Origin of the sequence: Rhizorhapis suberifaciens (assembly GCF_014200045.1) — a bacterium.
Classification (GTDB): domain Bacteria; phylum Pseudomonadota; class Alphaproteobacteria; order Sphingomonadales; family Sphingomonadaceae; genus Rhizorhapis; species Rhizorhapis suberifaciens.
The window spans coordinates 36,956-62,938 of record NZ_JACHOV010000003.1; the positions used below are offsets into that span (position 1 = coordinate 36,956).

Here is a 25,983-nt window from a genome sequence, read left to right on the forward strand (position 1 = left end):
CTGTTCTGTCGGCTGCGCGGTCCAGAGATGGTTAATGTCGAGCGCTTTTACATTAACCAAATTCCGTTCGGCAACGTTAACTATTACACCCCCTGAAAATGCACCATCTTAAGGAACTTGGCACGCCTGATGCATTGCTTCTGTCGATATATATTGTTCGATAAGGGGGTTATCGATGTTGGTTGGCAAAGCTTCGTTTCTGTTACCTATAGTTTTGATGATGAGCGCTGCGCCGGCACAGGCGACCGGTAGCTGGTGGGGGCACAAGCATTATCCTGGATGCGGCCATGATGGCGGCAGCTCCACAAGCTCTTCGTCAGGAGGCAGCAGCAGCTTTGGCGGCTCCAGCTCGTCTTCATCATCGTCTTCCAGCTCAAGTTCGTCTTCGTCTTCCACGAGCTCGAGCAGCGGCGGGTCTTCGGGCGGATCAAGCGGCGGCACCGCCGTGCCCGAGCCTGCGGATTTTGCGCTCTTTGCGGCGGGCGTCGTCGGCCTTCTGGTCGGCCGTCATGGCAGCCGCAAGCGCGCCGCAAAAAAAGCAGGCAAGTAATCAGTTTGGCGGTGGGCCAAAGATTTTCCAGTTGACGGGTCCGGGGGGCATGTCCCAATTGCGGATATGAGCGGAACCCTTAAGCGACTGGAAAATACCATCAAGGAGCGCCGGGTCTCTGACCCGGCGCTTTCTTACGTTGCGAAGCTACGCGCCAAGGGTCGAACCAAAATCGCGCAGAAGGTCGGTGAGGAAGCGGTTGAAACCGTCATTGCCGCCATGCAAGGCGATGCAAAGGGCGTGATCGGCGAGGCCGCGGACCTTCTGTTCCACCTGGCCGTCCTCTTGAACGACATGGACCTGTCCCTCGACGACGTGCTCAAGGAGCTTGATCGCCGTGAGGGCGTTTCCGGTATTGACGAAAAAGCATCGAGAAAGGCGGAATAGAGCCATGCCAGTCGACGCGACCCAACCCTATGACGACAATAATATTTTCGCCAGGATTCTGCGCGAGGAAATTCCGTGCAAGAAGGTCTATGAGGACGACTTCGCTTTTGCCTTCCACGACATCAATCCCCAGGCACCAACCCACATCCTGGTAATCCCCAAGGGAGCTTATGTGAGCTGGGACGATTTCTCGGCCAAGGCTTCCGACGCGGAAGTGGCGGGCTTCATCCGAGCGGTAGGTATGGTCGCTCGGGAGCGTGGCCTGGTAGACAGCGGTTACCGCTTGCTGGCCAACACCGGAACAAACAGCCATCAGGAAGTGCCGCATCTGCACGTGCATATCTTTGCCGGAAGGCCGCTTGGCCCAATGCTCGCGCGGTAATGTAAGCGGTCCATTACCCGGCTTGTAATATACTTGCGCGGTCGGAATTTCACGATAGTGTCTGTAGCATAGGGGATGGCGGGCCTGACGGCGCGCCTTGTGCAGAAAGACACAAACACATGATCTTTGGCCGCGTTAAATCGCTCGACGCCATTCTTGCCACCGCGGAAAAGAAGGCGCTGGTCCGGACACTGGGCCCTGTGCAGCTGACGCTGCTTGGGGTTGGTGCGATTATCGGAACAGGAATATTCGTGTTAACGGCCGAAGCGGCGCAAAAGGCCGGCCCGGGCATGATGGTTAGCTTCATGATCGCCGGCTTCGTCTGCGCGGTGGCTGCGCTTTGCTACTCAGAGCTGGCGTCCATGGTGCCGGTTTCCGGGTCGGCCTACACCTATACCTATGCCGTCATGGGTGAACTTTTGGCCTGGATGGTCGGTTGGGCGCTCGTGCTGGAATATGCGGTAGCGGCGAGCGCTGTTTCGGTCGGGTGGTCCGGCTATTTCGTAGGGCTGATCAAAAGTTCACTGGGGATAGAAGTGCCAGCGGCCCTGGCGACCGGACCCTATGCAGGCGGCATAGTCAATCTGCCGGCGTTTATCATCGCGCTGCTGGTCACCTGGCTGCTGATGATCGGAACCACTGAAAGCGCAAGGGTCAACGCCGCCCTTGTTGCCGTGAAGGTCGTGGCGCTTACCGTTTTTGTGGCCATCACCATCCCGATGATCAAGGGCGCGAATTTCGATCCCTTCGCTCCTAATGGTTGGACGGGAACAGGCGGCAGCGGGCTTGGGGTCATTGGTGCCGCCGCCTCGATCTTCTTTGCATATGTCGGTTTTGACGCCGTTTCCACCGCCGCCGAAGAAACGAAAAACCCGCAGCGCAACGTCCCCATCGGCCTGATCGGGTCGCTTGGCATCTGTACGATATTCTACATATTGGTGGCCGCAGGCGCGATCGGGACGATCGGCGCATAACCGGTCACCGGACCGGGTGGAGAAGTCCTTGCGCCCGGCACCGTCGCCCTTGCCGATCAGTGCAAGAGCCTTGCCGCCATGGGTACGGATCCGCTCGTCTGTTCACGCGAAGCGCTGGCCCATGTATTGCGGCAGCTGGGATGGAGTCAGATTGGCAATCTAATCGGCCTTGCCGCATTTCTGGCGCTTCCTTCAGTCATTCTGATGATGCTGTTCGGGCAAACACGCATATTCTTCGTGATGGCGCGGGACGGTCTGTTGCCCGAAAAGCTTGCGACCGTGCATCCCCGGTGGAAGACCCCCCATGTCGTTACCGCAATCACAGGCGCGTTTGTAGCGGTAGCCGCGGCGTTCCTTCCGGTGGGTCAGCTTGCCGATGTTTCGAATTCCGGAACGCTCTTTGCCTTCTTCATGGTTGCGCTTTCGGTAATGATCCTGCGCCGCGTCGATCCAGCGCGTCCGCGACCATTCCGCACACCCGCTGTGTGGCTGGTCGCACCCTTGGCTATCATCGGCTGCGTCGGTCTGTATTTTAACCTGCCATTCGAAGCCAAGATGGTTCTGCCCGTATGGGGAGGCATCGGTCTGGTTCTTTATTATCTCTATGGGTATCGCAAGAGCCATGTCGGGCGCGGCATTGTCGACGTGCATGAAGATGACCGCGACGTCCCGCCCCAACCGGTCCCGCCGCTTCCCGGAGCGCCCACGCCCGGCGGCAAGGAGGCTTGATTGGCTCCAGGGGCCAGGGCGGCTGGAGCATGACCCTCTTAGGGCGAAGGTTTGTCCCGAGCCCCTTGCGGCCTGCAAGGCAGGCGCTCGGGATAAAAAGTCGAGAGACGGTGGCCAAGCGTGGGCGTGTCTCGACTTCGCTCGAAACGAACGGGCATTAATTCAGATCAATGGCACCCGCTGTAAGATGATCCTGATCGGCTCAAACCAGTCTGCACAAAAAAAAAGGGCGGCTGTGAGGCCGCCCTTTCGTTTGTTTGTTATAGATGATCGGGATCAGAATTTCTTCTTCACCGAAACCGCCCACTCCCGTGGCCGGCCAGGATAGCCGCTCGTGATGCCCGCCCCCGCTCCGGTCAGGTCGAAGGTCGTGTTGAAGTAATATTTGTCGAAGAGATTGGTGACCTCCCCTGAAATCTCCAGATCTTCCTTTTCATTTCGCCAGGTGAGGCGAGCATTGGCGACCGTATATCCCTTGATTACCGCAAGTTCCTGAATGCCTGCCGGTGATGGAGCGGCATTGGTGAAGATGGCGCTTTGAAAAGCCGCATCGAAACGCGGTGTCAGGGTCCCCGCACCACTGCCTAATTGCGCTTCATATTGTATGCCGGCACTCCATTTCCATTTCGGCGTGAAGGGCGACCGCGGATTGACCGCCGTCGCGATTATCGCAGGGTCACTGGAGCAAGGCCCCGCAGGCAGACCCGCCACCGCCGGATTGACGCACTTATATTCGAAATCCAGATAGCTGGCGGATCCATCGATCGACAATCCGTCCACCGGCCTGATGGTCGTTTCCAGTTCAATGCCCTTGACGTCGGCGTCACCCGCATTCTGCGGCAGGGCACAAGGCCCTGGTCCGCCGAATTGGGGACAGGACAGCAAGGTCAACTGAATATCTTTATATTTATTGAAGAATGCCGCCAGGTTCAGGCGAACCTTACGGTCGAACAGATCGCTTTTGACGCCGACCTCATAAGCGGTAAGCGTTTCCTGATCGAAGGGCTGGACTTGCGCGGCATTGAACGGCCGAGGTCCAACGCCGCCGCCCTTGAACCCGGTGGACGTCGAAGCATAGACCAGCAGTTCCGGCGAGATGCGATAATCGACGGCCAGTCGATAATCCCACTTGTCGCCCGAATAACGGCCAACCACCCCATTGAGACTGCCCAGGAACGGGTTGGGATTTACGCCATCATAGGCGAGCCGCACGAAGGTATAGTCCTTCGACTCCTTCGAATAGCGCAGGCCGCCATTGATAGACAGCGCGTCGGTGGCCTGCCAGCTTACATTGACAAAGCCAGCCTTCGTGTCCGCGTTGACGGGATCATTGCCGATAAACTGCAACGGGATTGGCGCGTAACGAATGTCCTGCAGCGTGAAATAAGTCGTGCGTTGATCCGAATAATAGCCGCCAAGAGTGAAATTGATGCTATCCCCAATTTTGCCATTCAGGCGCAATTCCTGGCTGACAAACCAGTGACTCAAATCACTTTCACCAAAGGCAGCCGAGACCGGGGCCTGTTGGTCATCATTGTTCCACGCGGTATCATATTCACGATAAGCCGTGATGGACTGGATCGAAAGATTATCGGTGAGGTCAAGGTCAATCTGGCCCGAAACGCCCCACCCCTCATATTCGCTTCGGTCATTGCCTCCGCTGGCTGCCAAGGGAAAATCGACCGTGAAATCAGGGGGCACGAACCAGGGGACGGGCTGAGGCCCGCCAGGTGTGTTCACGAAGTTTGCCGTGAAGGTTCCTGCAGGATTGGCAAAATCCGAATAGGTGCAATAACGTCCACAAATGAAGCGGTTATCCAAAGGAATGCCATTCACGGCCACATTTGGGTTTTGGTTGTTGCCGTTCAGAAGGACGCCGCCCGCAACAGTACGGGAATCCTTGGTATAGTCACCGATAACGGTGATATCGAGCCCTTCATAAGGTGCATAGCGCAACATGCCGCGCAGCGCTCTATAGCCTACCCCGCCCAGTTCGCTGACCTTGCAGTGTCCCGCCGGACGCGTGGCAGGAATGCCGCTCGTGGGGAACAGGCAGCCATAGTCGAGCCGGTCGACATAGCCGTCCTGGTCCTTATACACACCAGAGACCCGTGCGAAGAGGTCCTTCGCAATGGTGAAGTCGGCGCTGCCGCGGAAGTCCAGCCGGTTCCGGCTACCATAAGTAGCCGAGATATAGCCGCTACCGTCACCCTGGGGCTTTTTTGAAAATAGCTTGATCGCACCGCCGATTGAATTCTTGCCCGCCAGCGTGCCTTGCGGGCCGCGCAGGACTTCCACCCGATCAAGATCGAGCAGGTCGAACATCGAGCCGGTCAAAGTGGCATAATAGACATCGTCGATATACATGCCCACGCCCGGTTCCAAGGCCGGGTTGAAGTCCAACTGGCCGACGCCGCGGATAGAGGCTGTCATGGATGGGCCAAAAGCCGCTCCGGCCTGCTTCATGGTTACGCTCGGCGCTTGGTCGGCGACTTTCGAAATGTCGGTCTGGCTGCGTGCTTCCAGCATTTCAGCGTTGACTGCCGTGATCGCGATCGGTGTATCCTGCAGGTTCTGTTCACGAAATTGAGCCGTGACGATGATGTCACCCACTTCAGGAACAGCTTCCGCCTCTTGTGCGAAGCCGCTGGTTGATGCGGCAAGCGCCATCACTGATCCAGTCAGCACCATGGCCATTTTATATGCGGATATGTGGCGCAAATTACGCGAATTCATGACAATCCCCTCCAGAATATGTCGCCACCACCCGGCCATTTGCTCATTTCAGCGGGAGCGACCTAATCACTCACGATTGTTAGTAAGGCATACAATTATTTGTTATGCAAGGGGCTTGTATGGGTTCACACAAAAATTTGTCCCGAGGTTTAAATTGTTGACTTCCTGCAACGGCCGCCCCCTTGCAGCCGGGGAGAGCATTAGCCGATCAAGGTCGCTATTGATTTTGGTGACGGGCGTCCGCACAACGACGTGGACGATGTCCGTTTTGGGGAAAGTATGACAGATCGAGACGACATTTTGTCGCCCGAAAATCTTGGCTCCGATGTCGAGCTGCTGATCGCGCTGCTGAAGCTTTCGAGCATGATCAGCCGACCGATGCGGGATGGGGTCGCGATCAAGCATGGGTTGTCCACGAACGAACTTCGGGTCCTCATGTGCGTTGGAGGGGAAGGGCCTGTTGCGGGTCACGACATCTCGGAGACGATGGCGATACCGCCGATGAATGTTAGCCGCGCACTCGCGGAACTGGACGAGCGAAGCTGGTTGCGGCGAGAGGATAATGACGAGAATCGGCGTCGGCGGCCGGTCAGCCTTAATGACCAGGGCTGGGACGCTTTGGGATCCATGATCCCGGACATCCGGCAGATCGCCCAGCACTTCTTCTCGACCATCCGCCGCGGCGACCAAGCCAAGCTGCTGGAGCTGATCGCAAAGATAAATGGACAGATCGAGTCCTGGTCGGAACCGGCGGAATCCGGTGCTCCGAAGAAAAAGATGAGCGCTCGCGATTGAAACAATTGTTATTGTCTGCCATCCTTGGACATATGAGCCGAATCGCATAAGACCGATGGGCATTGAGGAGAGTGGACATGAGCGGTTTTCCCCTGCCCCAAGGCATCAATCTGCGCCATCCGGACCGGATATTCGTTGGCGGCGAGTGGGCGGAGAGCAGTACCGGCCGCCGAATCGACGTCATTTCTCCCAATAGCGAGACGATGGTTGCTCAGGTATCGGAGGCCGGCGCCGCCGACATGGACGCCGCGGTTGCAGCGGCGCGTACGGCCTTCGACGGGGGCCCTTGGCCCTTCATGCCTCCGGCCGAACGGATCGCCTATATCCGCAAGATGGGCGAAATACTGAAGTCTCGCGAGCCCGAGCTTGCCAAGGCGTGGACGGAACAGGTCGGCGGCCTTGCCACAATGGCCCCCGGCATGGTCGCTGGAGGCACGGCGGCCTTCCTTGGCACCGTGGCGCTTGGGGAGGAGTTTGGCTTTGTCGAAAAGGTGCCCTCGCCCGTCGCGCACAGCGCTTTCCTGGTGCGTGAGCCGGTAGGCGTCGTGGCGGCCATCGCGCCTTGGAACGGCCCCTATATGATCATGGCGAATAAAGTCGCCGCCGCCCTGGTCGCGGGATGCACCGTGATCATGAAGCCTTCGCCCGAAACGCCCATCGAGGCATATATCATGGCCGAGGCGGCCGAAGAGGCGGGCCTGCCCGGCGGGGTTCTCAACCTTGTCTGCGGCCATCGCGAAGCGTCCCATCATCTGATCTGCAATCCTGGCGTGGACAAGGTAAGCTTCACAGGCTCTACGACGGCAGGCAAGCGCATCGGCAGCGTTTGCGGTGAACGCGTCGCCCGCTGCACATTGGAATTGGGGGGCAAGTCGGCCGCGATCCTGCTCGACGATTTTCCGACAGAGGCAGCCGCCAAGCTGCTGACCAGTACGATCGCCCTGTTCAGCGGACAAATCTGTGCGATGCTGAGCCGCGTCATCGTGCCGCGCAAGCGCCATGATGAGCTTGCCGAGGCGATAGCGGACGAAATGAAGCAGGTCCGGATCGGCTATAGCGACGCTCCGGACACACAGCTTGGCCCCTTGGCCATGGAGCGCCAACTGGAGCGCGTTCAGGCTTTTGTCGAGACAGGACGAACAGAAGGCGCGACCTTGATGACCGGCGGCAATCGCCCCAGTCACCTCAATCGCGGCTATTTCATCGAGCCAACCCTGTTCGCCAATGTCCGCAACGACATGGTCATAGCGCAGGAGGAAATCTTCGGTCCTGTTCTCAGCCTCATTCCATGCGAAGACACACAGGACGCCATTCGTATCGCCAATGACAGCCATTATGGCCTGAACGGATCGGTGCTGACCAACGATGCTGACGAAGCCTATCGCATAGCGAGGCGCGTCCGCACGGGCGGTGTAGGTCAGAACGGCATGCGGGCCGACTTCAGCCTGCCCTTCGGCGGCTTCAAGCAATCAGGGCTGGGCCGGGAGGGAGGATTGCCGGGCCTGCTGAGCTATACAGAGATGAAGACCATATTGCTGGACGACATGCCGTCTGGCGCGCTCGTCTGATCTTCGTCGAAAAGACCGCAAAAGAAGAGGAACGAACTTGGCAGCGCGTTTTCTGTCCACAATCGGTCTTTGCGCCATGGCCCTCCTGACTGCAGTCCATCAACCGGCCAACGCGCAAACGGGGAAGACGATGACAGCCAACCCACACGACCGCGCCTATCTCTATGCCGCGCTTGACGCATATCTCGCAGCCCTTGCCGAGCGTGCTTCTGACAAGGTGAAATGGGGCGAGCATGCGCGCTATACCGAAAACAACGTGGAAATGCCGCAAGATGAAGGATTGTGGGGGACGATCACCGGCATCGGCCCTTACCAATTGCGCTTTGCCGATGTGCGAACCGGTCAGGTGGGCTATTTCGGCACCGTTACCGAACCGACTGAAGAATCCGCTTTTTCGCTGAGACTGAAGGTCGGAAATGACGGGCGTATCATTGAAGCCGAAACATTGGTGGTTCGACAGTCTGATAGCGGCATCAAGTTTGAAAATCCGCGCTACTGGGAAAAGCCGATCCTGAATGAGGTGGTTGCATCCGAACGGCGGGTCAGTCGCGAGCAGATGATCGCTCTGGCCGATGGTTATTTCAGCACGTTGCAGAAAAACGACGGTACGCTGCACACCAAATTCCATCCGGACTGCCAACGTGTGGAAAATGGCGTTCAGACGACCAATAATCCTGAATTTGCGAAGATTGTGCCGGTGTCCGCCATGGGCTGCGAGGCGCAGTTCAAAATGGGCAACTACCGCTATGACGACCGCTTGCGCGGCCGCCGCTATCCCTTGGTGGATGAGGAGCGCGGGTTGGTGCTGGCGGGCGGCTTCATCGATCATAGCGGCCGCCTGGGTGAATATCAGTTGACGGACGGCCGTACGGTGATGTCACCCGTACGACGGCCACACAGCTTCTATATAATGGAACTGTTCAAGATTGAGGACGGCATGCTTCGTCAGATCGAGGCGAACTTCATCACTGTGCCATATTACATGCACAGTCCCTGGGACGCATCGAAATGAACCTGTATCCCGTCCTAACGGCCAAGGTGAAGCTTCGGCCTTTCTCCTTTTTCCAGCGGTGGAAGAAGAACTGGGTTCCTGCGGTGGCGGGAATGACAATGCTGGTTTCGGCATGTGCGTCTGGGGCGCCCACAGGAGGAGGCGACGACTGGATCACGCCGGGCGGTGATATCGGCAAGTCCCATCATTCCAGCCTGACCGATATCAGCCTTGGCAATGTCGCCCGTCTGGGACTTGCCTGGCAAGTGACGCTCGATACCAATCGCGGTCTGGAAGCCACACCGGTCGTCATTGATGGCATCATGTACACCAGCGGCAATTTGGGCCGGGTCTATGCCTTCAACGCGGCGACGGGTAAGGAATTGTGGCGGTTCGAACCTGAGGTGGACATGCAGGCGAACCGCTCCGCCTGTTGCGATCAGGTAAATCGCGGCGTCGCGGTCAAGGACGGCAGAGTCTTTGTCGGCGCGCTTGACGGCATGGTCTACGCCCTCGATGCAAAAAGCGGCGCTGTCCTTTGGAAAGCAGACAGCGTCGATGACCACAGCCGGGGTGTGAACATTACGGGTGCTCCGGAAATTGCAGGCAATGTCGTGGTCATTGGCAATGGGGGCGCGGAATATGATGTCCGGGGCTATGTTACGGCCTTCGACACGGCCACCGGCAAGATAGCCTGGCGCTTCTACACCGTGCCGAGCGATCCCAAGAAAGGGCCCCAAGCAAGTCCTGATCTGGATAAGGCCTTCAAAACCTGGGACCCCAATAGCCGCTGGGACATTGGCGGCGGCGGCACGGTCTGGGATGCGATCAACTATGATCCGGAACTTGACAGCGTCTATATCGGTGTCGGCAATGGTGGGCCTTACCACGTCAAGCGCCGTTCTCCTGCTGGCGGCGACAATCTGTACCTGTCATCCATCGTGGCGCTGGACCCCAAGACAGGTCGGATGAAATGGCATTATCAGGAAACACCGGGCGACAGCTGGGATTATACCGCGACCCAGCCGATGATCCTGACACATTTGGAAGTCGATGGCCAAAAGCGGCCAGTCGTCTTGCACGCGCCCAAAAACGGGTTTCTGTACGTCATTGATCGCCGTGACGGCAAATTGCTCCGCGCGCATTCGCTGGTCCATCAGAATTGGGCCAACGGCGTGGACCTGAAGACCGGCCGACCCAGGTTAACGCCAGAAAAGGCCGATTACAGCAACGGGCCCAAAATCGTATTTCCAGGCAGTCCCGGCGCACGCAATTGGCAACCAGGCGCTTATAATCCCCAGACAGGCCTATTCTATGCATCCATATTGGACATGGGAAACTTGCTGTTCATGGGTCATCGGCCGATGCCATTCAAGGCGAGGGCGCTTAATAACGACGCGGCCCTGATCTTTACTCCAGACCTGATCGCGGCACTTCCGACCTTGCCTCCGTCGATAAAGGCTGCGGTCGAAGCCTCTCCGGAACTGGAAAGGGTGAAGAAAACGCCTGCCATTCATGAACTTCGCGCCATCGATCCTTTGACTGGCAAAACCGCGTGGGCGCAGCCTTCATCAAGCTGGCAGGATCGCGGGGGCGTGCTCAGCACCGCCGGCGGGTTGGTATTTCAAGGATCTATCACTGGCGACTTCAATGTCTATGACGCCCGAACGGGCAAGCTGCTGAAGAGCGTCAAGACCGGCGCTTCGATCATGGCGGCACCGATGACCTACAAGGTGGATGGCGTCCAATATATCGCGGTTATGGCTGGCTGGGGTGGCGGGGGCTGGCCCTATGTCGCGCGAAACAGCGCGGCCTACAAATATGGCAATCAGGGTCGGATACTGGTCTTCAAACTGGATGGAGGTTCCGTCCCGTTGCCCGAAGAGCTCCCTCCCCTGGAAGTCGCGCCTGAACCGCCGGTCCAGGCCCCCGGCGTAACGCCTGCTATGATTGGGCAGGGTCGCGGCCTGTTTTTGTCAAATTGCGCGATTTGCCACAGCAACCAGTACCGCTCAATCTCGCCTGACCTTACGCGGATGCAGACGGGGACTCATGAAGCCTTCAAGCAGATCGTTCTGGGGGGCCTATTACTGCCCAACGGCATGCCGCGTTGGGACGATATATTGTCGGACAGCGATGCAGATGCAATCCATGCCTATCTGATTGATGAGCAGAAGAAAAAGCGAACTCGCGACATGGCACTCAAGGCGCAAGGCAAGCCGCTCGACACACCCAGCCTTGCCATATTGTCAAGCTATTGACGTGTGACGGGTACATATCCGCGCTAAACACATGGATAATGAGAGGACGCGCCCATGGACTGGCAAGGCAAAACGGCCTTCATAACCGGCGGAGTGTCCGGCATTGGCTTTGGCATTGCCTGCGCATTTGCGGGTGTCGGCATGAGGCTGGCCCTAAGCTACCGCAATGAGGATTACCGCGCAAAAGCCCGCCGCTGGTTCGTGGAGAATGGCCACGACGCGCCGCTTTTCGTCAAGCTGGACGTGACGGACCGGACCCGTTTCGCTGAGTGCGCGGAGGAAGTGGAGGCGCATTTCGGCAAGGTGCATGTCCTTGTCAACAATGCGGGAGTGAGCGTTTTCGGTCCCACTGACGAAGCAACCTATGGCGATTATGATTGGATCATGGGGGTCAATTTCGGCGGAGTAGTGAACGGGCTGGTCAGCTTCATACCCAAGCTCAAGGCCCACGGCGAAGGCGGGCATGTCGTCAATGTCGCCAGCATGGCGGCTTTCCTGCCCGGGCCGCAGGCGGGCATCTACACCGCATCCAAATTCGCGGTGCGGGGCCTCACCGAATCCCTGCGCTACAACCTCGCTTCCCATGGCATCGGCGTGTCGCTAATGTGTCCAGGACTTACGAGGACCAACGCCTGGGACAGTGCGCTAAAACGCCCGAGCGGATATGCAGATAGCGGGCTGGGCGAAGTCAAGCGTGAGGAATTGGAAGGTTTTTCCGCCGCTTTTGACATCGGTATGGAACCGCAGGAAGTCGGGCGGAAGACGCTGGCTGGTATGACCGGGAATCGGCCGCTGATCCTTACCCATCCGGAGTTTGCCGAGGACTTTTTAGAAATCTACGAAGCATCCGTCGCGGCGCTTCCCAAGGAGGATGCGCCGGAAGGCCGGCTGCGCATCGAAGCATTGCGGCGAAAGGCCAATCGCGCCGCTGCCGCGGGCGGCACGATCAGCCTGCAGGATCTTAGCTGAAGTTCAGCGGGTAGGAACGGGCGTGTCGCCGGAATAGTCGTAGAAGCCCCTGCCGGTTTTGCGCCCGTACCAGCCAGCCTCGACATATTTCACGAGCAGCGGCGCTGGGCGGTATTTGGGGTCACCTGTCGTGGTGTAGAATATCTTGCAAATCTCAAGACAGGTATCGAGGCCAATGAAATCCGCCAGCGAAAGCGGACCGGTTGGATGATTGAGGCCGAGCTGCACCGCAGTATCGATATCGGCGACATTGGCGACGCCCTCGCCCAAGGCAAAGCACGCTTCATTCAGCATGGGCAGCAGGATGCGGTTTACGATGAAGCCTGGCGCGTCATTGGCATGGACAACCTTCTTGCCCAACGACAGGGCATATTTTTCGACGGCGGCGACCGTGGCGTCGGCAGTGGCGAGACCGCGAATGATCTCGATCAAGGCCATCAGCGGAACGGGGTTGAAGAAGTGCACGCCCAAAAAGCGGGCTGGATCGGGCGCGGCCTGAGCGAGGCGCGTGATCGGTATGGAGCTGGTGTTCGAAGCAAGGATCGCATTCGGCCCCAATATCTCCCCTGCCTTCGCGAAAATAGCGCGCTTGATCTCCTCCCGCTCGGTCGCGGCTTCGATGATGAGGTCCGCCGCTGCCATGGGTGCGTAATCAGCGATAGGTTCAATATTGTCGAGAATGGCCTCGGCAGCTTTGGCGTCGAGCTTCTGCTTTTCCACTAGCCGGGAAAGCTGCTTGGCGATGCCGACCTTGCCGTCTTCCGCCTGCTTAAGGGTGACATCGACCAAGAGCACCTTGTAACCTGCCTTAGCCGAAACCTGTGCGATGCCCGCACCCATCTGACCCGCACCGATTACGCCGATTACCTGCATGACTGCCTCCAGTTCAATAACGCTGGATCAGGCCCTAGCGCATTCATGTGTCGCAGGCGACGGCTAAATAGGTGCCGTCCCGGCCAATATCATGGCGAACATCCGATGCGCGTCTGTCCATTGCCTGACCGGCGCCCAGCCGCCGGCCCGCAGCAGCAGGCGAGCGTCGCGCTCACCATATTTATGGCTGTTCTCCGTGTGAATGGTTTCCCCTGCGCGCATCGTGAATGCCTTACCGGCGACGGTAAAACGAATATCGCGGAGAGCTTCCAGATGCATTTCGATACGAGCGGCGTCATCGTTCCAACGCGCAACATGGCGGAAGCTGTCGAGCGGTATCGACCCGCGCAGTTCCCGATTGATACGGACGAGCAGGTTGAGATTGAACCGCGCCGTAATGCCGCTCGAGTCATTATAGGCGGGGATCAGTACGCCAGGATTTTTGATGCGGTCGATGCCGATAAGAAGCATCGCCCCTTCGCCAAGCGACCGCCGGAAGGACCGCAGCAGGTCCACAGCTGCCGCCGGTTCGAAATTGCCTATGGTCGAACCGGGGAAGAAGCCCAGGCGTGGAAGGCTGCTTAGCATGTTCGGCAGTTCCACCGGCCGCGTGAAATCGGCCTCCACTGTGCATACGGGCAAGCCGGGGAATTCCTGCGCCAGGGAGCCGGTGCTTTCCCTCAGAAAATCACCACTGATGTCTACGGCAACATAAGCAGAAGGCGCGATCCTCTTCAGGAGGTAGGGCGTCTTGGTCGCGGAACCCGCGCCGAATTCGACAACCGCTCTGCCGGGACCGACAATCTGGGCGACCTTGCCGCAATAAGCATCAAGCAACGCGATTTCCGTTCGGGTGGGATAATATTCGGGCAGTTCCGTGATTTGTTGAAACAGTTCCGAGCCGCGTGTGTCGTAGAACCAGCGAGCAGGCGTGGCCTTCGGGGATCGGGAAAGGCCGTCCAGAATGTCGCGCCGAAAAGCGGGATCAGCGTCGTCGGCTCCCCAGTGGGCAACAGCGATTTGGGCCATCACAGATCCTTTGCAAGGCGCAGGCCAGTGAACTGCCAGCGCTGATGAGGATAGAAGAAGTTCCGGTAGCTCGCCCGCATATGACCGCGCGGCGTGGCACAGCTTCCGCCCCTGAGGACGAACTGGCCCGACATGAACTTGCCATTATATTCACCAACCGCACCCTCGGCTGGGCGAAAGCCGGGATAGGGGCGATAGGCGCTGCCGGTCCACTCCCACACATCACCGAACATCTGCGACAAGACGCCCACTTCCTCACAGGCGCGCGGGCGGGTGGCAAAGGCGCGATCAAGCTGGTTGCCGCCTGCGGGCTCGAGCGTCTGGGCCGCGCTTTCCCATTCCTCCTCGGTGGGAAGACGCGCGTGCGCCCAGCTTGCGAAGGCGTCAGCTTCATAGAAACTGATATGCGTGACCGGCGCGGCCGGGTTTATAGGATGACGGCCATCAAGCCCAAAGCTGGTCCAGTCGCGGTGGCCGTCGCTTCCCCAATAGAGCGGCGCCATGACACCTTCACGCTGTACCCAGTCCCATCCGTCAGAGAGCCAATGCCGGGGGTCGGCATATCCGCCGTCAGCCATGAATTCCAGCCACTCGCCATTGGTAACCAGCCTGTGTGCGAGCGCGTGCGGGCTCAGCAGCACGTCATGGGCCGGGCCTTCACAATCGAAGGCGAAACCGTCGCGCTCATGCCCGATCCGCGCCTTACCGCTCCGGCCCTCGATCCACTCTATAGGCCCCGGCATCGGAGCAGGCATTGCCGAAGGGGCGTGCCACATGGCGGGTTGGAGCGGGTTTTGTGCGAAGAGGTGGAGAATGTCGGTCAGCAACAGTTCCTGATGCTGTTGTTCGTGATGAAGCCCCAGCATCACCAGCTGCTGCGCCCTTGGGGGCAGGATTGGAATTGCCTTCTCCAATGCCACATCTACATGCGCCCGATAGTCAAGCACATCATCCAGCGATGGGCGGGTCAGCAGGCCACGCCGGGGCCGCGCATGCCGCTTCCCCTCGGCTTCATAATAGCTGTTGAACAGGAAGGGATAGCGATCGTCGAACAAATGATAGCCCGGCAGATGGTCGCGAAGGACAAAAGTTTCGAAAAACCAGCTTGTATGCGCCAAGTGCCATTTGGCTGGTGAGGCATCATCCATTGATTGGGCAGTCGCGTCGGCGTCGGAAAGGGGCGCGGCCAATGCTTCGGACAGCGCCCTGGTCCGTGGGTAGTCGGCTGGTCCGCTCGTCGACGGGTAGGACCTGATGTGGGTAGGCATTTACCCTCCCCGAGGTTGGTTCGAAAACTAACGCAGCGGTGGTGGTTTCGATCCCAATATAGAGGGTTTTCAATCAGTCGTCATAGCTGTGAGACGTCCGGCGCGATGCGGACTTACTGATTGATCAGCGAGAAGCGCCGGGCACCCATAATATGTCACCCGCGCCCTCCGCGTTTACGGCGCGTGCCATGACGAAGAGATGATCGGACAAGCGGTTGAGATAGGCGAGCGCCTGCGGATTGAGGGACAGCTTATCGCCCGCCCGCACGGCGGTCCGTTCGGCCCGGCGCACGATGGCGCGGGCCAGATGGATCGCGGCAGCGGCGGGACTGCCACCAGGAAGAATAAAGCTTTTTAGCGGTTCCAGCGCCAGGTTCATGGCGTCAATTTCGTCTTCCAGCCGCTCCACCTGCGTCGGCACGATGCGAAGCGTCATTTCGCCGGGCCTAAAGTCCTCTCCCGGCGTCGCGAGATCAGCGCCCAGATCGAACAGGTCGTTCTGGATACGACGGAGCATGCGAGCATAGTCTTCATTGGTCAGTGCGACCGCCGCCACGCCGATGGCGCTGTTGGCTTCGTCGACATCGCCGATAGCCGCCATGCGGGCATCGGATTTGAGAATGCGCGAACCGTCGACAAGGCCGGTCGTGCCATTGTCCCCCGTCCGCGTATAAATCTTGTTGAGCTTAACCAAATCAGCGTCCGCCGCCTGTCATCAGCAGCAGAAAGGCGACCAGCAGAACCGCCAGCGCCTGAAATCCGATGCGGGCCATCATCATCTTGTTCTGTTTCAGGCTGGACGCACTTGGCCCCTGCCCCCCCTTCAGGTCCTGTTCCGTTGTCTTGAGGAAAGTGACGATGCCGCGAATAAGCGTCACGAGCGTAGCAATCGCGGCAAGGACGATCAGGATGGTGAGAAAGGTTGTCATATTGTTTATTTAGCCCTCCGCGAGGGTAATTCCAATGGGAAAGACGCCGTGGCGCAAATCCCGGGTCAACGGAATGGGGCTGATACCGGAGGTTCGGAGATCGAGAAGGGTTTGCCCTCCGTTTCGCTTTGCAAGCCGCTTTCCATCAGCCCCCAGCAGCAGGGGGTGATGGCGGTATACCGGCGTGAGCAGTCCAAGCAGCGCCTGCAGCAGGCGATGGACATGCGTCGCATCGAAAAGGTCGCGACCGCGAACGATGTGCGTCACCCCCATGTCCGCATCGTCGATCGTCGCCGCAAGATGGTAGCTAGTGGGGGCATCCTTCCGGGCGAGGATTACGTCACCTGCGCTGAGCGGATCGGCCTGCACAATTCCTGCCGCGGCATCGCGCCACTGCAGCGGCCCTGCAAGATCGACAGCCTTCTTCATGTCCAGCCGCCATCCGTGCGGATCGCGGGCCAGCCGTGCGGCGCGCTCAGCCTGGCTCAAACGGCGGCAGGTGCCGGGATATAGAGGGGCATGGAAGCCGTGCGGAGCTGACAGGCTGGCCGCGATTTCGGCGCTAATCTCGGCACGGGTGCAAAAACAGGGATAAACAAGGTCCCTCTCCTTCAGTAGCGCGAGCGCAGCATCATAGATCGGCAACCGTGCCGATTGAAAAACTATGGGACCGTCCCAGCCAAGTCCTAACCAGCGGAGGTCGTCCAATATCCCTTCGACATGTTCCTGTCGGCTGCGGCCGCCATCAATATCTTCGATGCGGAGGCGAAATTGCCCGCCCATGCTGCGGGCCAAGTCATGCGCCATCAGTGCTGACCAACCATGTCCCAGATGCAGTCGACCGGTGGGGCTGGGAGCAAAGCGCGTCACCACATGTAGCGGCTGATCGCGGGAATTCACGCAGACTCTTGACGGACAGGGGTGGTTAATGCTGTCATACGCATGTCACGCTTTTCATGGATTAGCGTGGCCGGCAAGGGCGAAGCGCAAGTTTATGTACCATCCCGATCTGATACGACATCCGGAAAACTGCCCGGCACTTGTACTGAATGCCGACTACACGCCCCTGAGTTACTACCCATTGAGCCTTTGGCCCTGGCAAACCGCCATCAAGGCGGTTTTTTTGGATCGGGTGGACATCGTCGCCAGTTATGAAAGGGAAGTGCACAGCCCCAGCTGGGCGATGAAGATCCCGTCGGTCATTGCCCTCAAACAATATGTGAAACCGTCAGAATACCCTGCCTTCACCCGGTTCAACCTGTTCCTGCGCGACAAGTTCGCCTGCCAATATTGCGGCAAGCCCTCTGACCTCACTTTCGACCATGTCATTCCTCGCCGGCAGGGTGGGCGCACCACATGGGAGAATGTCGCCACCGCCTGTTCGCCTTGTAACCTGAAAAAGGGCGGACGAACGCCCAAGGAAGCCGGGATGCGCCTGCGTGTCGCGCCGATCCGGCCGACCAATTGGCAATTGCAGGAGCATGGGAGAGCGTTTCCCCCCAATTATCTGCACGATACCTGGCATGACTGGCTTTATTGGGACGTCGAGTTGCTGGCTTGAGATACGAGCCGTGCTCTGCGAAAGCCGCCCCGGCTTGCGCGGCGCGAATTTGGGTATAGAAGCGGCGGATGGACCGAATTCTTATCCGCGGCGGCAAAAGGCTTGAAGGCCGCCTTCCCATCTCTGGCGCAAAAAACGCGGCGCTTACACTGCTGCCATGTGCGTTATTGACCGACGAGCCGCTGACGCTGCGTAACCTGCCAAGGCTGGCCGATGTGGACAGTTTCGGGCATCTGCTCAATCAATTGGGCGTTTCGACAATGATCGAAGGGAGCCGGCCGGAGGATTTCGGAAGGGTCATGACTTTGCGGGCGAGCAAGGTCACATCTACGGTCGCGCCCTATGACATCGTGCGGAAGATGCGCGCCTCGATCCTGGTGCTTGGCCCACTATTGGCCCGCGAAGGTCAGGCCACGGTGTCCTTGCCCGGTGGCTGCGCTATTGGCAACCGACCCATAGACCTGCATTTGAAAGCGCTGGAGGCCTTCGGTGCGGAGATCGAGATTACGGCCGGCTATGTGAAGGCCATCGCACCGCGAGGAGGATTGCCGGGAGGCACAATCAACTTTCCGGTCGTATCGGTGGGCGCAACCGAAAACGCATTGATGGCAGCGGTGCTGGCCAAGGGTCGCTGCGTCCTTGAAAATGCCGCACGGGAGCCCGAAATCGTGGACCTCTGCAACCTGCTTGTTGCGATGGGCGCTCAAATCAGCGGCATAGGCGGCGACAAGCTGACCGTCGACGGCGTGGACCGCCTGCACGGCGCGACATACAGCGTAATGCCTGACCGGATCGAAGCGGGCAGCTACGCCTGTGCCGCAGCGATTACGGGCGGATCGCTGGATCTAGTGGGCGCTAATGCCAGCGACATGCATGCCATATTGGCGGGCCTGCGCGAAGCGGGCGTGATGGTGGAGGAACGGCCGGGCGCGATCAGGGTGCAAGCTGATGGCCCATTGCGGCCGTTATCGGTTTCCACTGCGCCTTTCCCTGCCTTTCCAACCGACATGCAAGCTCAATTCATGGCGATGTTGACCTTGGCGCAGGGTGCCAGCGTGCTGACCGAAACCATTTTCGAAAATCGCTACATGCATGTGCCCGAACTCGCACGGATGGGTGCGGATATTCAGGTGAATGGCCGGAGCGCGGTAGTGCGCGGGGTGCCCAAGCTGACCGGAGCGCCCGTCATGGCAACCGATCTACGGGCGTCGATGAGCCTGGTGCTGGCTGGCCTTGCCGCTGCTGGCGAGACGCAGGTGGCCCGCGTCTACCATCTTGACCGTGGCTATGAGCGGCTTGAGGAAAAGCTGGAAGCCGTCGGGGCCGATATCGAGCGAGTGAGCGACGGCTGATATTCAGCCGGCAGGACTGCTATCAAGCCGCCTCCAGCTGCTGCACAAGACGCGCGAACTCCGTGTTGAGATGTTCCGCCCGGTTGCGAACGGCGGCGCCAATATGGCGGGTCGAACTTGCGGTTTGCGCGATGCTGTCCAGCGAAGTTGAAATGGCCTCTACCGCTTGTGCCGCCACTTGCGCGTTCTCTGCGACACCGCGAGAACTGCGTCGGATATTTTCAGCAACCGCCTGCTGCTGCTGAACGGTGGCCGATGACGAAGCCATCGCCTGAACCAGACTGCCAAGCATTTCATCCAGCGAGCCGACGAGATTGACGGTTGAGCGTGCTGCCGTTTCGATGCCGTCTACACGATCATGGATGTCGCCGGTCGTGCGCGCTGTCTCGCTTGCCAGCGCCTTGACCTCGTTCGCCACCACGGCAAAGCCATAGCCGCTCGATCCGGCACGCGCGGCCTCGATGGCGGCATTCAGCGCCAGCAGGTTCGTCTGCTTGGCAATAGAGGCTATGATGCTGGCTGCGTCATTGATCGAACTTACCTGTTGCAGCAGATGGTCGTTCGCGTCGCGGGCGGCAGCTGAATGATCGCTCGCCACCTGTGCGAACTGTCGAGACTCTTCTGCCGCCTTGCGAATCTCGGCGATCGATCCTGTGAGTTCTTCGATACCCCCGGTCACTGCCGCGATGGCCTCCGCCGCGTCTTGGGAACGCACGCGCACCACATCCGCTTGCTTTTGCTGTTCGTGCAATGTGCCGATGGTCAATTCCGCGCTTAATTCAAGGTCATTGGCGGTTTCGATGAGCTGCTTCACCAGGGAGGACATGGATTCCTGAAGCGCCGCTGCCATATGATGAGAATTTTCTCGCAGCTGCTGGCGGTGCAAGGCCTGTTCGGTGACTTCGCGTCGAGCCATCTCGTCGGCCCTTCGGCGGGCGCCTTCGGCATCGGCCAGAGCGGCTTCGGCCTGTTGCCTGGCCTGCTCCGCCCTTCGTGCGTTATCCGTGGCTTCGGCCGAAAGTTTTATCGCCATCTCGCGGCTCAGCTCCATCGCTAGGCACGAACGGCGGATCAACAGGATAAGCCAAAAAGACAGAGCCGCAAATACGATGCCGCAAATCGAAATGAAGGGCAGGATGCCGGAAAACGCCTTCATACCTACTCGGTAAGATGGCCAGACAATATGACCGATTTTGTTCCCTGCATCATCGGTCAAGTCGATTGAACGATAGCCGGGGCGGGGTTCACCTTTTTCCCACTTCAAACCCAACAGATGAAACGTCGTGTTCCAGTAATGAAGCGCTGGGTCGTCGATCTTCTGTACCAGCACCGCGAACCGAGCAGGATGCTTCACCGAGTCTGCGCCTTGCGGCGGCAAAGGCGCTGCGGCAAACATCGCCGGCCGGCTGTCGAACAGCGCCAAAGCGACCCGGCTATTGCCTATTTGCCGCCCCTGTTCCTGAACCGGTTGGCGGAGCAAAGCTTGCAATCCGACGGGAGAAGCAGCGGCAAGGGCGGGCGCCGTTTGCCCTTTGGGTGCCTGCGACCAAAAAACACGTCCCTGCTTATCGATGATATAGCCGTACAAGGCGCCTGGAGCGGACAGATGGACGACTTCCCGTTGAAATGCCTTGATGCCTGACGCGTCAGAGCCGTCGGCGCGAGTGATATGGGACAATTGGTCGCCAAGCTCATACATTTCCCGGTCCATGTAGGTGGATAGGGTCCGTTGCATGAACTGGCCCGCATCCGCATCCATTTTGGTGACAAGGGACGTCACGACGACAGCGCAAGTGATGAGCGCCATTAAGACTAAACTCACCACGGGCAACATCATGTTTTCACGCAATCCGTCGCTCGCGCGTTGAATGACCTTACCCGCCATCGCTTTCAAGCGCTTCGCCATATTCATCCCAGCCTTCCTGTCGACCGATGCTTAGGACCGCGATGGTTATAAAGCTGTTAAGCAACGAGCACGTCCTGATCACCTAAGTAATTTAGCCTTCCCTAATCTTTATTCCTTACCCGCCATTTCGATGGACATGACCGCTTATCCCTCGCCGGGTTGGAAACTCTCTGATCCCTGGGCGTCTCTGGCCGACGAAGCGGCGGAAGCGAACTGCTTTTACGCTCCCGAATTACTTCGCCCGGCTCTCCGGCATTTGCAGGGGAAGGAAGAGGTTCGCCTTATCGAGGCATGGAGTGACGGGCTGTTGATCGGACTTTTGCCGGTGGTGACTGCGATGCGTCATGGCCGGTTGCAGATACCGCATGTCGCAAACTGGATCCACCGCCACTGCTTTTTCGGCGCTCCCCTCCTTGCAAAAGGGAGTGAAAGCGCGGCTTGGGAACATCTGCTGGAAAAGCTGGACCAGGATCCACGAGCGCGGGGATTTCTGCACCTGAAGGGATTGGATGAAAATGGTGAAGGCGTCCGCGCACTGCGGGACCTGTGTACGCGGCAAGGACGCGGCATCCAACTGGTCAACCGCTATGAACGCGCATTCTTGAACAGTAGCCTTTCGGCCACGGATTATTGGGAAACCAATATGCGGGCGAAGAAGCGCAAGGAAATCAGACGTCTCCAAAACCGCTTGCAGGAGCTGGGCGAAGTACAAAGCGACATTCTTTCCGATGCCGCGGATCTGGACCGCTGGTGCGAAGACTTTCTGGAGTTGGAACGCCGTGGATGGAAGGGTGCGGAAAACACCGCCATGGCCTGCGACCCCGCGGACGTCGCCTTCTTCCGCGAAAGCATAACGGCCGCATTTGAAAATGAGCGGCTGATGTTCTTACGCCTCGATCTTGACGGTAGGCCGTTGGCGATGCTGGTCAATTTCCTGATGGGGAACGGCGGTTTTTCCTTCAAAATTGCCTTTGACGAGACAATGGCGCGTTTTTCCCCGGGCGTGCTGATCGAGATAGAAAACCTGCGGCAGGTTCTCGATCGCAATTATGCTGTCTGGATGGATAGCTGCGCCGCCCCCGGTCATCCGATGATCGACAGCCTGTGGGCCGAACGCCGCACCATCGTCCAGTATCGGGTCGAGTTGAAGGGACGATGCCGCCGCCCGTCCTGGGAGTTGATGGAAGTTGCCGACTGGCTTGCGGCATTGATCAGAAAGGTGCGCAAGAAATGACTGGTCAGAATTCTATCGGACGCCGCGCCTTTTCGAACGAGACGCTTGCCACGCTATGTCAAGCCTATCCGGACGCGCCGGCGAAGCTTGCCCATGATCTCGCCGGCCATCCCCTCTTGACGCGGGCGGCTCTGGCCGAACTGGCGGAGCGATTACCCCGGGATCGCGTAGAGTATAATCGCGGCGATCTGCCATTGGGAGTGCGCCCGGAAGATACGCCGGAAAACGGGCTTTCCATTGGCGAAACCATCCGGGCCATCGACAGCAACGGGTCCTGGATGGTTCTGAAGAATGTCGAACGCGATGTGCTCTTCAACGCGCTTTTACATAGTGCCCTATCGGAAATCGCGCCTCTGGTGGAGACGAAGACCGGACCGATGCTCCATTCGGAAGCTTTTATCTTTCTCTCATCTCCCAACAGCATCACCCCTTTCCATATGGATCCCGAACATAATATTCTGCTGCAGATCGAAGGCGAGAAGATGATGACGGTCTTTCCCGCGGGCGACAAAGCATTAGTGCCGCCGGAACAGAGCGAAGCCTTTCATGCTGGCGCGCACCGGAACTTGCATTGGGATGAACGTTTTTTGGCCAAGGGAAAGGCTATCCATCTATCGCCTGGGGACGCAGTATTGGTCCCGGTCAAAGCGCCGCATTTCGTAAAGAATGGAGCTGCCGTTTCGATCAGCTTCTCCATCACCTGGCGATCGGCGCGGAGCGTTGCGGAAGGTGAGTTGCATAGCTTGAATGCACAACTGCGACGGTGGCGCTTGCCTGTAACCGGGATCGGTCGCCGGCCTGAAAAACAGATTTTGGGTCGTTTGGGATATAGGATTATGCGGAAACTGGGCGCCTGAACAGCTTGCGCAGAAGGTGCTCCGCCTCCAGACGCGGGGAGAAGCGCTCCAGATTCCACCATTGCAGGACTTCATGGCCAGTCGCCAGACTCTGCTTGTATCGGTCCCCGCCTGCCAACAAGGAATAGAGATCGTATCCGGCCATCGCGTAGCGTTCCGCAGCCGCAACGTGGCACATCAGCCCAGGCTTTGCCTTTGAAGAAATGGCGGGCGCAAAGGCCGATTGATAGTTCATCGCCCGGCCGCGATAGACAAAATTGAGAAGATAACCGAGGAGCTGCTCCCCGGCGGTGATGCGCAGAAGCTCCACTTCTCCATTCCCAAGGCCGCAGATTGCCAATTGTCGCGCGAAGGCGCGAAAAAGTGGTTCTTCCCAAGCATTGTCGCTGTGCCGATCGCGGTTGAGATGATGCATATCCGCCAGCCATTCGTCTACCTGTTCCGGCGACTTGGCCTTATCCGGGATCACCACCGCTCCCTCGCCATAATCCCGCGCTGATCGGCGGATTTGTGATCGGCTATTCGCACTGAGCAGCGAGAGATAATTCCCGTCGGCGGCACGCACCGATCTCAGATCGACGAAATAGGCGTTTAGCTCCTGGGCTAACATCCTTCTCCGGAAACGTCCCGCCTGCGAGATGGGATCGGAGGCCACCATCCCTGCCAAACGCAATACAGACCAGTGATTGTCAGCGGCCAGATGATTGAAGGCCACGTCCGCCACGACCTGCGCCGAATAATCGCGATCGATCAGCAGCCCGTTATATTCCACAAAAACCCGATCGGCCGGCCCGCTTCCGAACTGGTTGAGGAACAGGGCGCGCGTGCGGCCCAGCGGTCCGCTGAGGAACGAGCGGCCTATGAAGCCCAGGGCCATATCGCGTCCGCCGACGCTCACCGTCAACAGGTCAGGCCGGGCTCCGGTCGCGGATAGCCAGCTGCCCATCCAGGTCCAACCGAGAAAGAAACTGCCATTTGCCCGCCCCTCCAGGCCCTGCCATCGCTCAGCCAAGGCTTCTAAATCACCAATGGCGGTCAAGGTGACATTTTCCGGGCTTGCGAAAATCATGCACAGCGCTTCGCCGGTCGTTTCGTTCGGGTCAAGAGCCGTTGAAACAGCCAACTGTGGCTCAATGTCTGAAACTGAAAAAGTCCGCCGATCATGGGGGCCCCTCGCACATAAGCAGGAGCGCCCGTCGACGTCCGTTTTTGATGTGAAATTTTCCGCGGGTTCGGTAAGGCCGATCGGCTGCCAAAAACTACAGTTGAGCAATTTAGGTTCAGGAAACAGGCTGGATGGCCAGACGAATGAAAGAAGCGCTCCTCAACCGCGCGGGAGGTAAAGGGGGTTTTGCCAATATCGCGCTAAATACCGGGTGGCTGCTTGGAAGTAAGGGCCTGGGAGCGGTTCTCAGCCTGTTTTATCTTGCCATTATTACCAGATCGCTGGGTCCGGAAGGCTTTGGCGTGTTTAGCCTTGTCATCGCCGCGTCTCAGTTCATCGCGCGTATCGTAACTTTCGACAGTTGGCAGGCCGTTGTGAAATTCGGGCACGGCCCGTTGCGCGACCAGCAGTCCGACAGGCTCGGTCTGCTGATTGGATCGACGCTTACCCTGGATGTACTAAGCGCGATCGTCGGCCTGAACCTGGCGGCGGGTATCGCTTTAGGGCTTGGGCCGATACTCGGCTGGAACCAGCAGATTGCCTGGATGGGTTTTGGCTATGCGGCGGTTGTGCTGTTGGCGCTAAGATCGACCGCAGTGGGCATTCTGCGTCTGCTCGATCGTTTCGCCTCAGCCGCGCTTGCCGAAAGCATGATGCCAATCGTCCGGATGTTTGGGGCGCTGGCAGCATGGTGGTTCATGCCCACTCCTTTAGGCTTCCTGGCGGCCTGGGCGATTTCAGAAATCATGGTCTCCCTTACATACTGGATACTCGCCTACCGCCACGGCCACGACCGGATCGGTCGCATACGTCCGGTTTGGCCCAAAAGGGCCCAGCGTCACTTTCCCGGCATTTTACATTTTCTCACCGGCAGCAACATCAACCTAAGCTTGTTGACGCTTATCAACAGTCTCCCAATCTTTATTCTGGGCATGTTCGTAAGCACGGCTGAGGCAGGATATTATCGCTTGGCGGCCCAGTTGGGCAACGCGATGACGACCTTCTCGCAATTGATGTCGCGTGCCATCTTTGCCGAAACGACGCGCAGTCATGTGCAGGGAGAAGGAAAGGACCAGTTTGCCGAACTGCGCGCTCTTTCGCGCCAGATCAGCGCCGTTACGCTCCTAAGCGCAATCATTATCGTGACGTTGTTATGGCTGGTCGGAAAATGGCTGCTGGTGGCGATGTCGGGTCCGGCATATCTTCCGGCTTATACATTGTTATTGCTGCTGGGGGGCGCCGCTGCAGTCGAAATGGCAGGCGTCAGTTTCGATCCACTGTTGATGACAATCGACCGTCAGAAGCTGTCGGTTCTTGTTCGGGTTGTCGAAGCTGCCCTGCTCGCAATCCTTATGGTGGTATTACTGCCTGTTTTTGGCGCCGCCGGCACTGCGGTGTCCGTTCTGATCGCTGCGCTGGCCGGATTTCTGATGCGTGCGGCGGCAGTCCATATCTACCTGCGATGAA

General features: G+C 58.6%; 22 protein-coding genes and 1 pseudogene. 13 read left to right on the forward strand and 10 right to left on the reverse strand.

Annotated features, from left to right (window positions below):
• Positions 1–270: 270 nt before the first annotated feature.
• Complete coding sequence (locus tag HNQ99_RS04420) at positions 271–441, reverse strand: hypothetical protein (protein WP_184474444.1); 171 nt, start codon at positions 439–441, stop codon at positions 271–273.
• A 175-nt stretch (positions 442–616) separates the two neighbouring features.
• Here HNQ99_RS04420 and HNQ99_RS04425 point away from each other — a divergent pair, with 175 nt between their 5' ends.
• The 3 genes and pseudogenes from HNQ99_RS04425 to HNQ99_RS04435 all read left to right on the forward strand — a co-directional run bounded on the left by HNQ99_RS04425 (position 617) and on the right by HNQ99_RS04435 (position 3,022).
• The gene (locus HNQ99_RS04425) at positions 617–937 is read left to right on the forward strand and encodes a phosphoribosyl-ATP diphosphatase (protein WP_184474445.1); all 321 of its coding nucleotides are present in this window, start codon (positions 617–619) and stop codon (positions 935–937) included.
• A 4-nt stretch (positions 938–941) separates the two neighbouring features.
• The gene (locus HNQ99_RS04430) at positions 942–1,319 is read left to right on the forward strand and encodes a histidine triad nucleotide-binding protein (protein ID WP_184474446.1); all 378 of its coding nucleotides are present in this window, start codon (positions 942–944) and stop codon (positions 1,317–1,319) included.
• A gap of 119 nt (positions 1,320–1,438) precedes the next feature.
• Positions 1,439–3,022, forward strand: a pseudogene (locus HNQ99_RS04435) (amino acid permease).
• Between the two features lie 276 nt (positions 3,023–3,298).
• On the opposite strand, the gene HNQ99_RS04440 reads toward HNQ99_RS04435, so the two are convergent.
• Entirely contained in the window at positions 3,299–5,758 is a 2,460-nt protein-coding gene (locus tag HNQ99_RS04440) for a TonB-dependent receptor (protein ID WP_246414509.1), read from the reverse strand.
• Positions 5,759–6,037: 279 nt separating this feature from the next.
• Between HNQ99_RS04440 and HNQ99_RS04445 the strand changes: the two genes are divergently transcribed.
• The 5 genes from HNQ99_RS04445 to HNQ99_RS04465 all read left to right on the forward strand — a co-directional run bounded on the left by HNQ99_RS04445 (position 6,038) and on the right by HNQ99_RS04465 (position 12,342).
• Complete coding sequence (locus tag HNQ99_RS04445; RefSeq protein ID WP_184474447.1) at positions 6,038–6,553, forward strand: MarR family winged helix-turn-helix transcriptional regulator; 516 nt, start codon at positions 6,038–6,040, stop codon at positions 6,551–6,553.
• A 77-nt stretch (positions 6,554–6,630) separates the two neighbouring features.
• The gene (locus tag HNQ99_RS04450) at positions 6,631–8,121 is read left to right on the forward strand and encodes an aldehyde dehydrogenase (RefSeq protein ID WP_184474448.1); all 1,491 of its coding nucleotides are present in this window, start codon (positions 6,631–6,633) and stop codon (positions 8,119–8,121) included.
• A 130-nt stretch (positions 8,122–8,251) separates the two neighbouring features.
• Positions 8,252–9,133 carry a hypothetical protein gene (locus HNQ99_RS04455; protein ID WP_184474449.1) on the forward strand — a complete coding sequence of 294 codons (882 nt, stop codon included), beginning with the start codon at positions 8,252–8,254 and terminating at the stop codon, positions 9,131–9,133.
• Entirely contained in the window at positions 9,130–11,373 is a 2,244-nt protein-coding gene (locus tag HNQ99_RS04460) for a PQQ-dependent dehydrogenase, methanol/ethanol family (RefSeq protein ID WP_246414512.1), read from the forward strand. Before HNQ99_RS04455 ends, HNQ99_RS04460 begins: the two co-directional genes overlap by 4 nt.
• 54 nt (positions 11,374–11,427) lie before the next feature.
• Positions 11,428–12,342, forward strand: a complete 915-nt coding sequence (locus HNQ99_RS04465) for an SDR family NAD(P)-dependent oxidoreductase (RefSeq protein ID WP_184474450.1) — start codon at positions 11,428–11,430, stop codon at positions 12,340–12,342.
• 3 nt (positions 12,343–12,345) lie between these two features.
• Here the strand turns inward: HNQ99_RS04465 and HNQ99_RS04470 are convergent, their stop codons facing one another.
• The 6 genes from HNQ99_RS04470 to gluQRS all read right to left on the reverse strand — a co-directional run bounded on the left by HNQ99_RS04470 (position 12,346) and on the right by gluQRS (position 17,341).
• Positions 12,346–13,215: a 3-hydroxyacyl-CoA dehydrogenase NAD-binding domain-containing protein gene (locus tag HNQ99_RS04470; RefSeq protein WP_184474451.1), complete on the reverse strand. Its 870-nt coding sequence runs from the start codon at positions 13,213–13,215 to the stop codon at positions 12,346–12,348.
• A 63-nt stretch (positions 13,216–13,278) separates the two neighbouring features.
• Positions 13,279–14,244 carry an L-histidine N(alpha)-methyltransferase gene (gene egtD / locus HNQ99_RS04475; RefSeq protein WP_184474452.1) on the reverse strand — a complete coding sequence of 322 codons (966 nt, stop codon included), beginning with the start codon at positions 14,242–14,244 and terminating at the stop codon, positions 13,279–13,281.
• Positions 14,244–15,512: an ergothioneine biosynthesis protein EgtB gene (egtB, locus tag HNQ99_RS04480; RefSeq protein ID WP_184474453.1), complete on the reverse strand. Its 1,269-nt coding sequence runs from the start codon at positions 15,510–15,512 to the stop codon at positions 14,244–14,246. Before egtB ends, egtD begins: the two co-directional genes overlap by 1 nt.
• Before the next feature lie 124 nt (positions 15,513–15,636).
• A complete protein-coding gene (locus HNQ99_RS04485; RefSeq protein ID WP_184474454.1) occupies positions 15,637–16,206 on the reverse strand; it encodes a cob(I)yrinic acid a,c-diamide adenosyltransferase in 570 nt (189 codons plus the stop codon).
• Between the two features lies 1 nt (position 16,207).
• On the reverse strand, positions 16,208–16,441 hold the full coding sequence (locus HNQ99_RS04490) for a twin transmembrane helix small protein (protein ID WP_184474455.1): 234 nt from the start codon (positions 16,439–16,441) through the stop codon (positions 16,208–16,210).
• Between the two features lie 9 nt (positions 16,442–16,450).
• A complete protein-coding gene (gene gluQRS / locus HNQ99_RS04495) occupies positions 16,451–17,341 on the reverse strand; it encodes a tRNA glutamyl-Q(34) synthetase GluQRS (protein ID WP_322790313.1) in 891 nt (296 codons plus the stop codon).
• A gap of 94 nt (positions 17,342–17,435) precedes the next feature.
• Between gluQRS and HNQ99_RS04500 the strand changes: the two genes are divergently transcribed.
• Together HNQ99_RS04500 and murA are read left to right on the forward strand one after the other, a co-directional pair.
• Positions 17,436–18,002 (forward strand): HNH endonuclease, encoded by a 567-nt coding sequence (locus tag HNQ99_RS04500; protein WP_184474456.1) that lies wholly within the window; start codon positions 17,436–17,438, stop codon positions 18,000–18,002.
• 68 nt (positions 18,003–18,070) lie between these two features.
• On the forward strand, positions 18,071–19,354 hold the full coding sequence (gene murA, locus HNQ99_RS04505) for a UDP-N-acetylglucosamine 1-carboxyvinyltransferase (protein ID WP_184474457.1): 1,284 nt from the start codon (positions 18,071–18,073) through the stop codon (positions 19,352–19,354).
• A 22-nt stretch (positions 19,355–19,376) separates the two neighbouring features.
• On the opposite strand, the gene HNQ99_RS04510 is transcribed toward murA, so the two are convergent.
• Positions 19,377–21,266 carry a methyl-accepting chemotaxis protein gene (locus tag HNQ99_RS04510; protein WP_184474458.1) on the reverse strand — a complete coding sequence of 630 codons (1,890 nt, stop codon included), beginning with the start codon at positions 21,264–21,266 and terminating at the stop codon, positions 19,377–19,379.
• A gap of 124 nt (positions 21,267–21,390) precedes the next feature.
• Between HNQ99_RS04510 and HNQ99_RS04515 the strand changes: the two genes are divergently transcribed.
• The gene (locus HNQ99_RS04515; RefSeq protein WP_184474459.1) at positions 21,391–22,494 is read left to right on the forward strand and encodes a GNAT family N-acetyltransferase; all 1,104 of its coding nucleotides are present in this window, start codon (positions 21,391–21,393) and stop codon (positions 22,492–22,494) included.
• Complete coding sequence (locus HNQ99_RS04520) at positions 22,491–23,351, forward strand: cupin-like domain-containing protein (protein ID WP_184474460.1); 861 nt, start codon at positions 22,491–22,493, stop codon at positions 23,349–23,351. Before HNQ99_RS04515 ends, HNQ99_RS04520 begins: the two co-directional genes overlap by 4 nt.
• On the opposite strand, the gene HNQ99_RS04525 is transcribed toward HNQ99_RS04520, so the two are convergent.
• Complete coding sequence (locus HNQ99_RS04525) at positions 23,329–24,474, reverse strand: GNAT family N-acetyltransferase (protein ID WP_246414515.1); 1,146 nt, start codon at positions 24,472–24,474, stop codon at positions 23,329–23,331. The two genes, HNQ99_RS04520 and HNQ99_RS04525, sit on opposite strands and share 23 nt — an antisense overlap.
• 185 nt (positions 24,475–24,659) lie before the next feature.
• Here HNQ99_RS04525 and HNQ99_RS04530 point away from each other — a divergent pair, with 185 nt between their 5' ends.
• Positions 24,660–25,982: a lipopolysaccharide biosynthesis protein gene (locus HNQ99_RS04530; protein ID WP_184474461.1), complete on the forward strand. Its 1,323-nt coding sequence runs from the start codon at positions 24,660–24,662 to the stop codon at positions 25,980–25,982.
• Position 25,983: the final 1 nt, after the last annotated feature.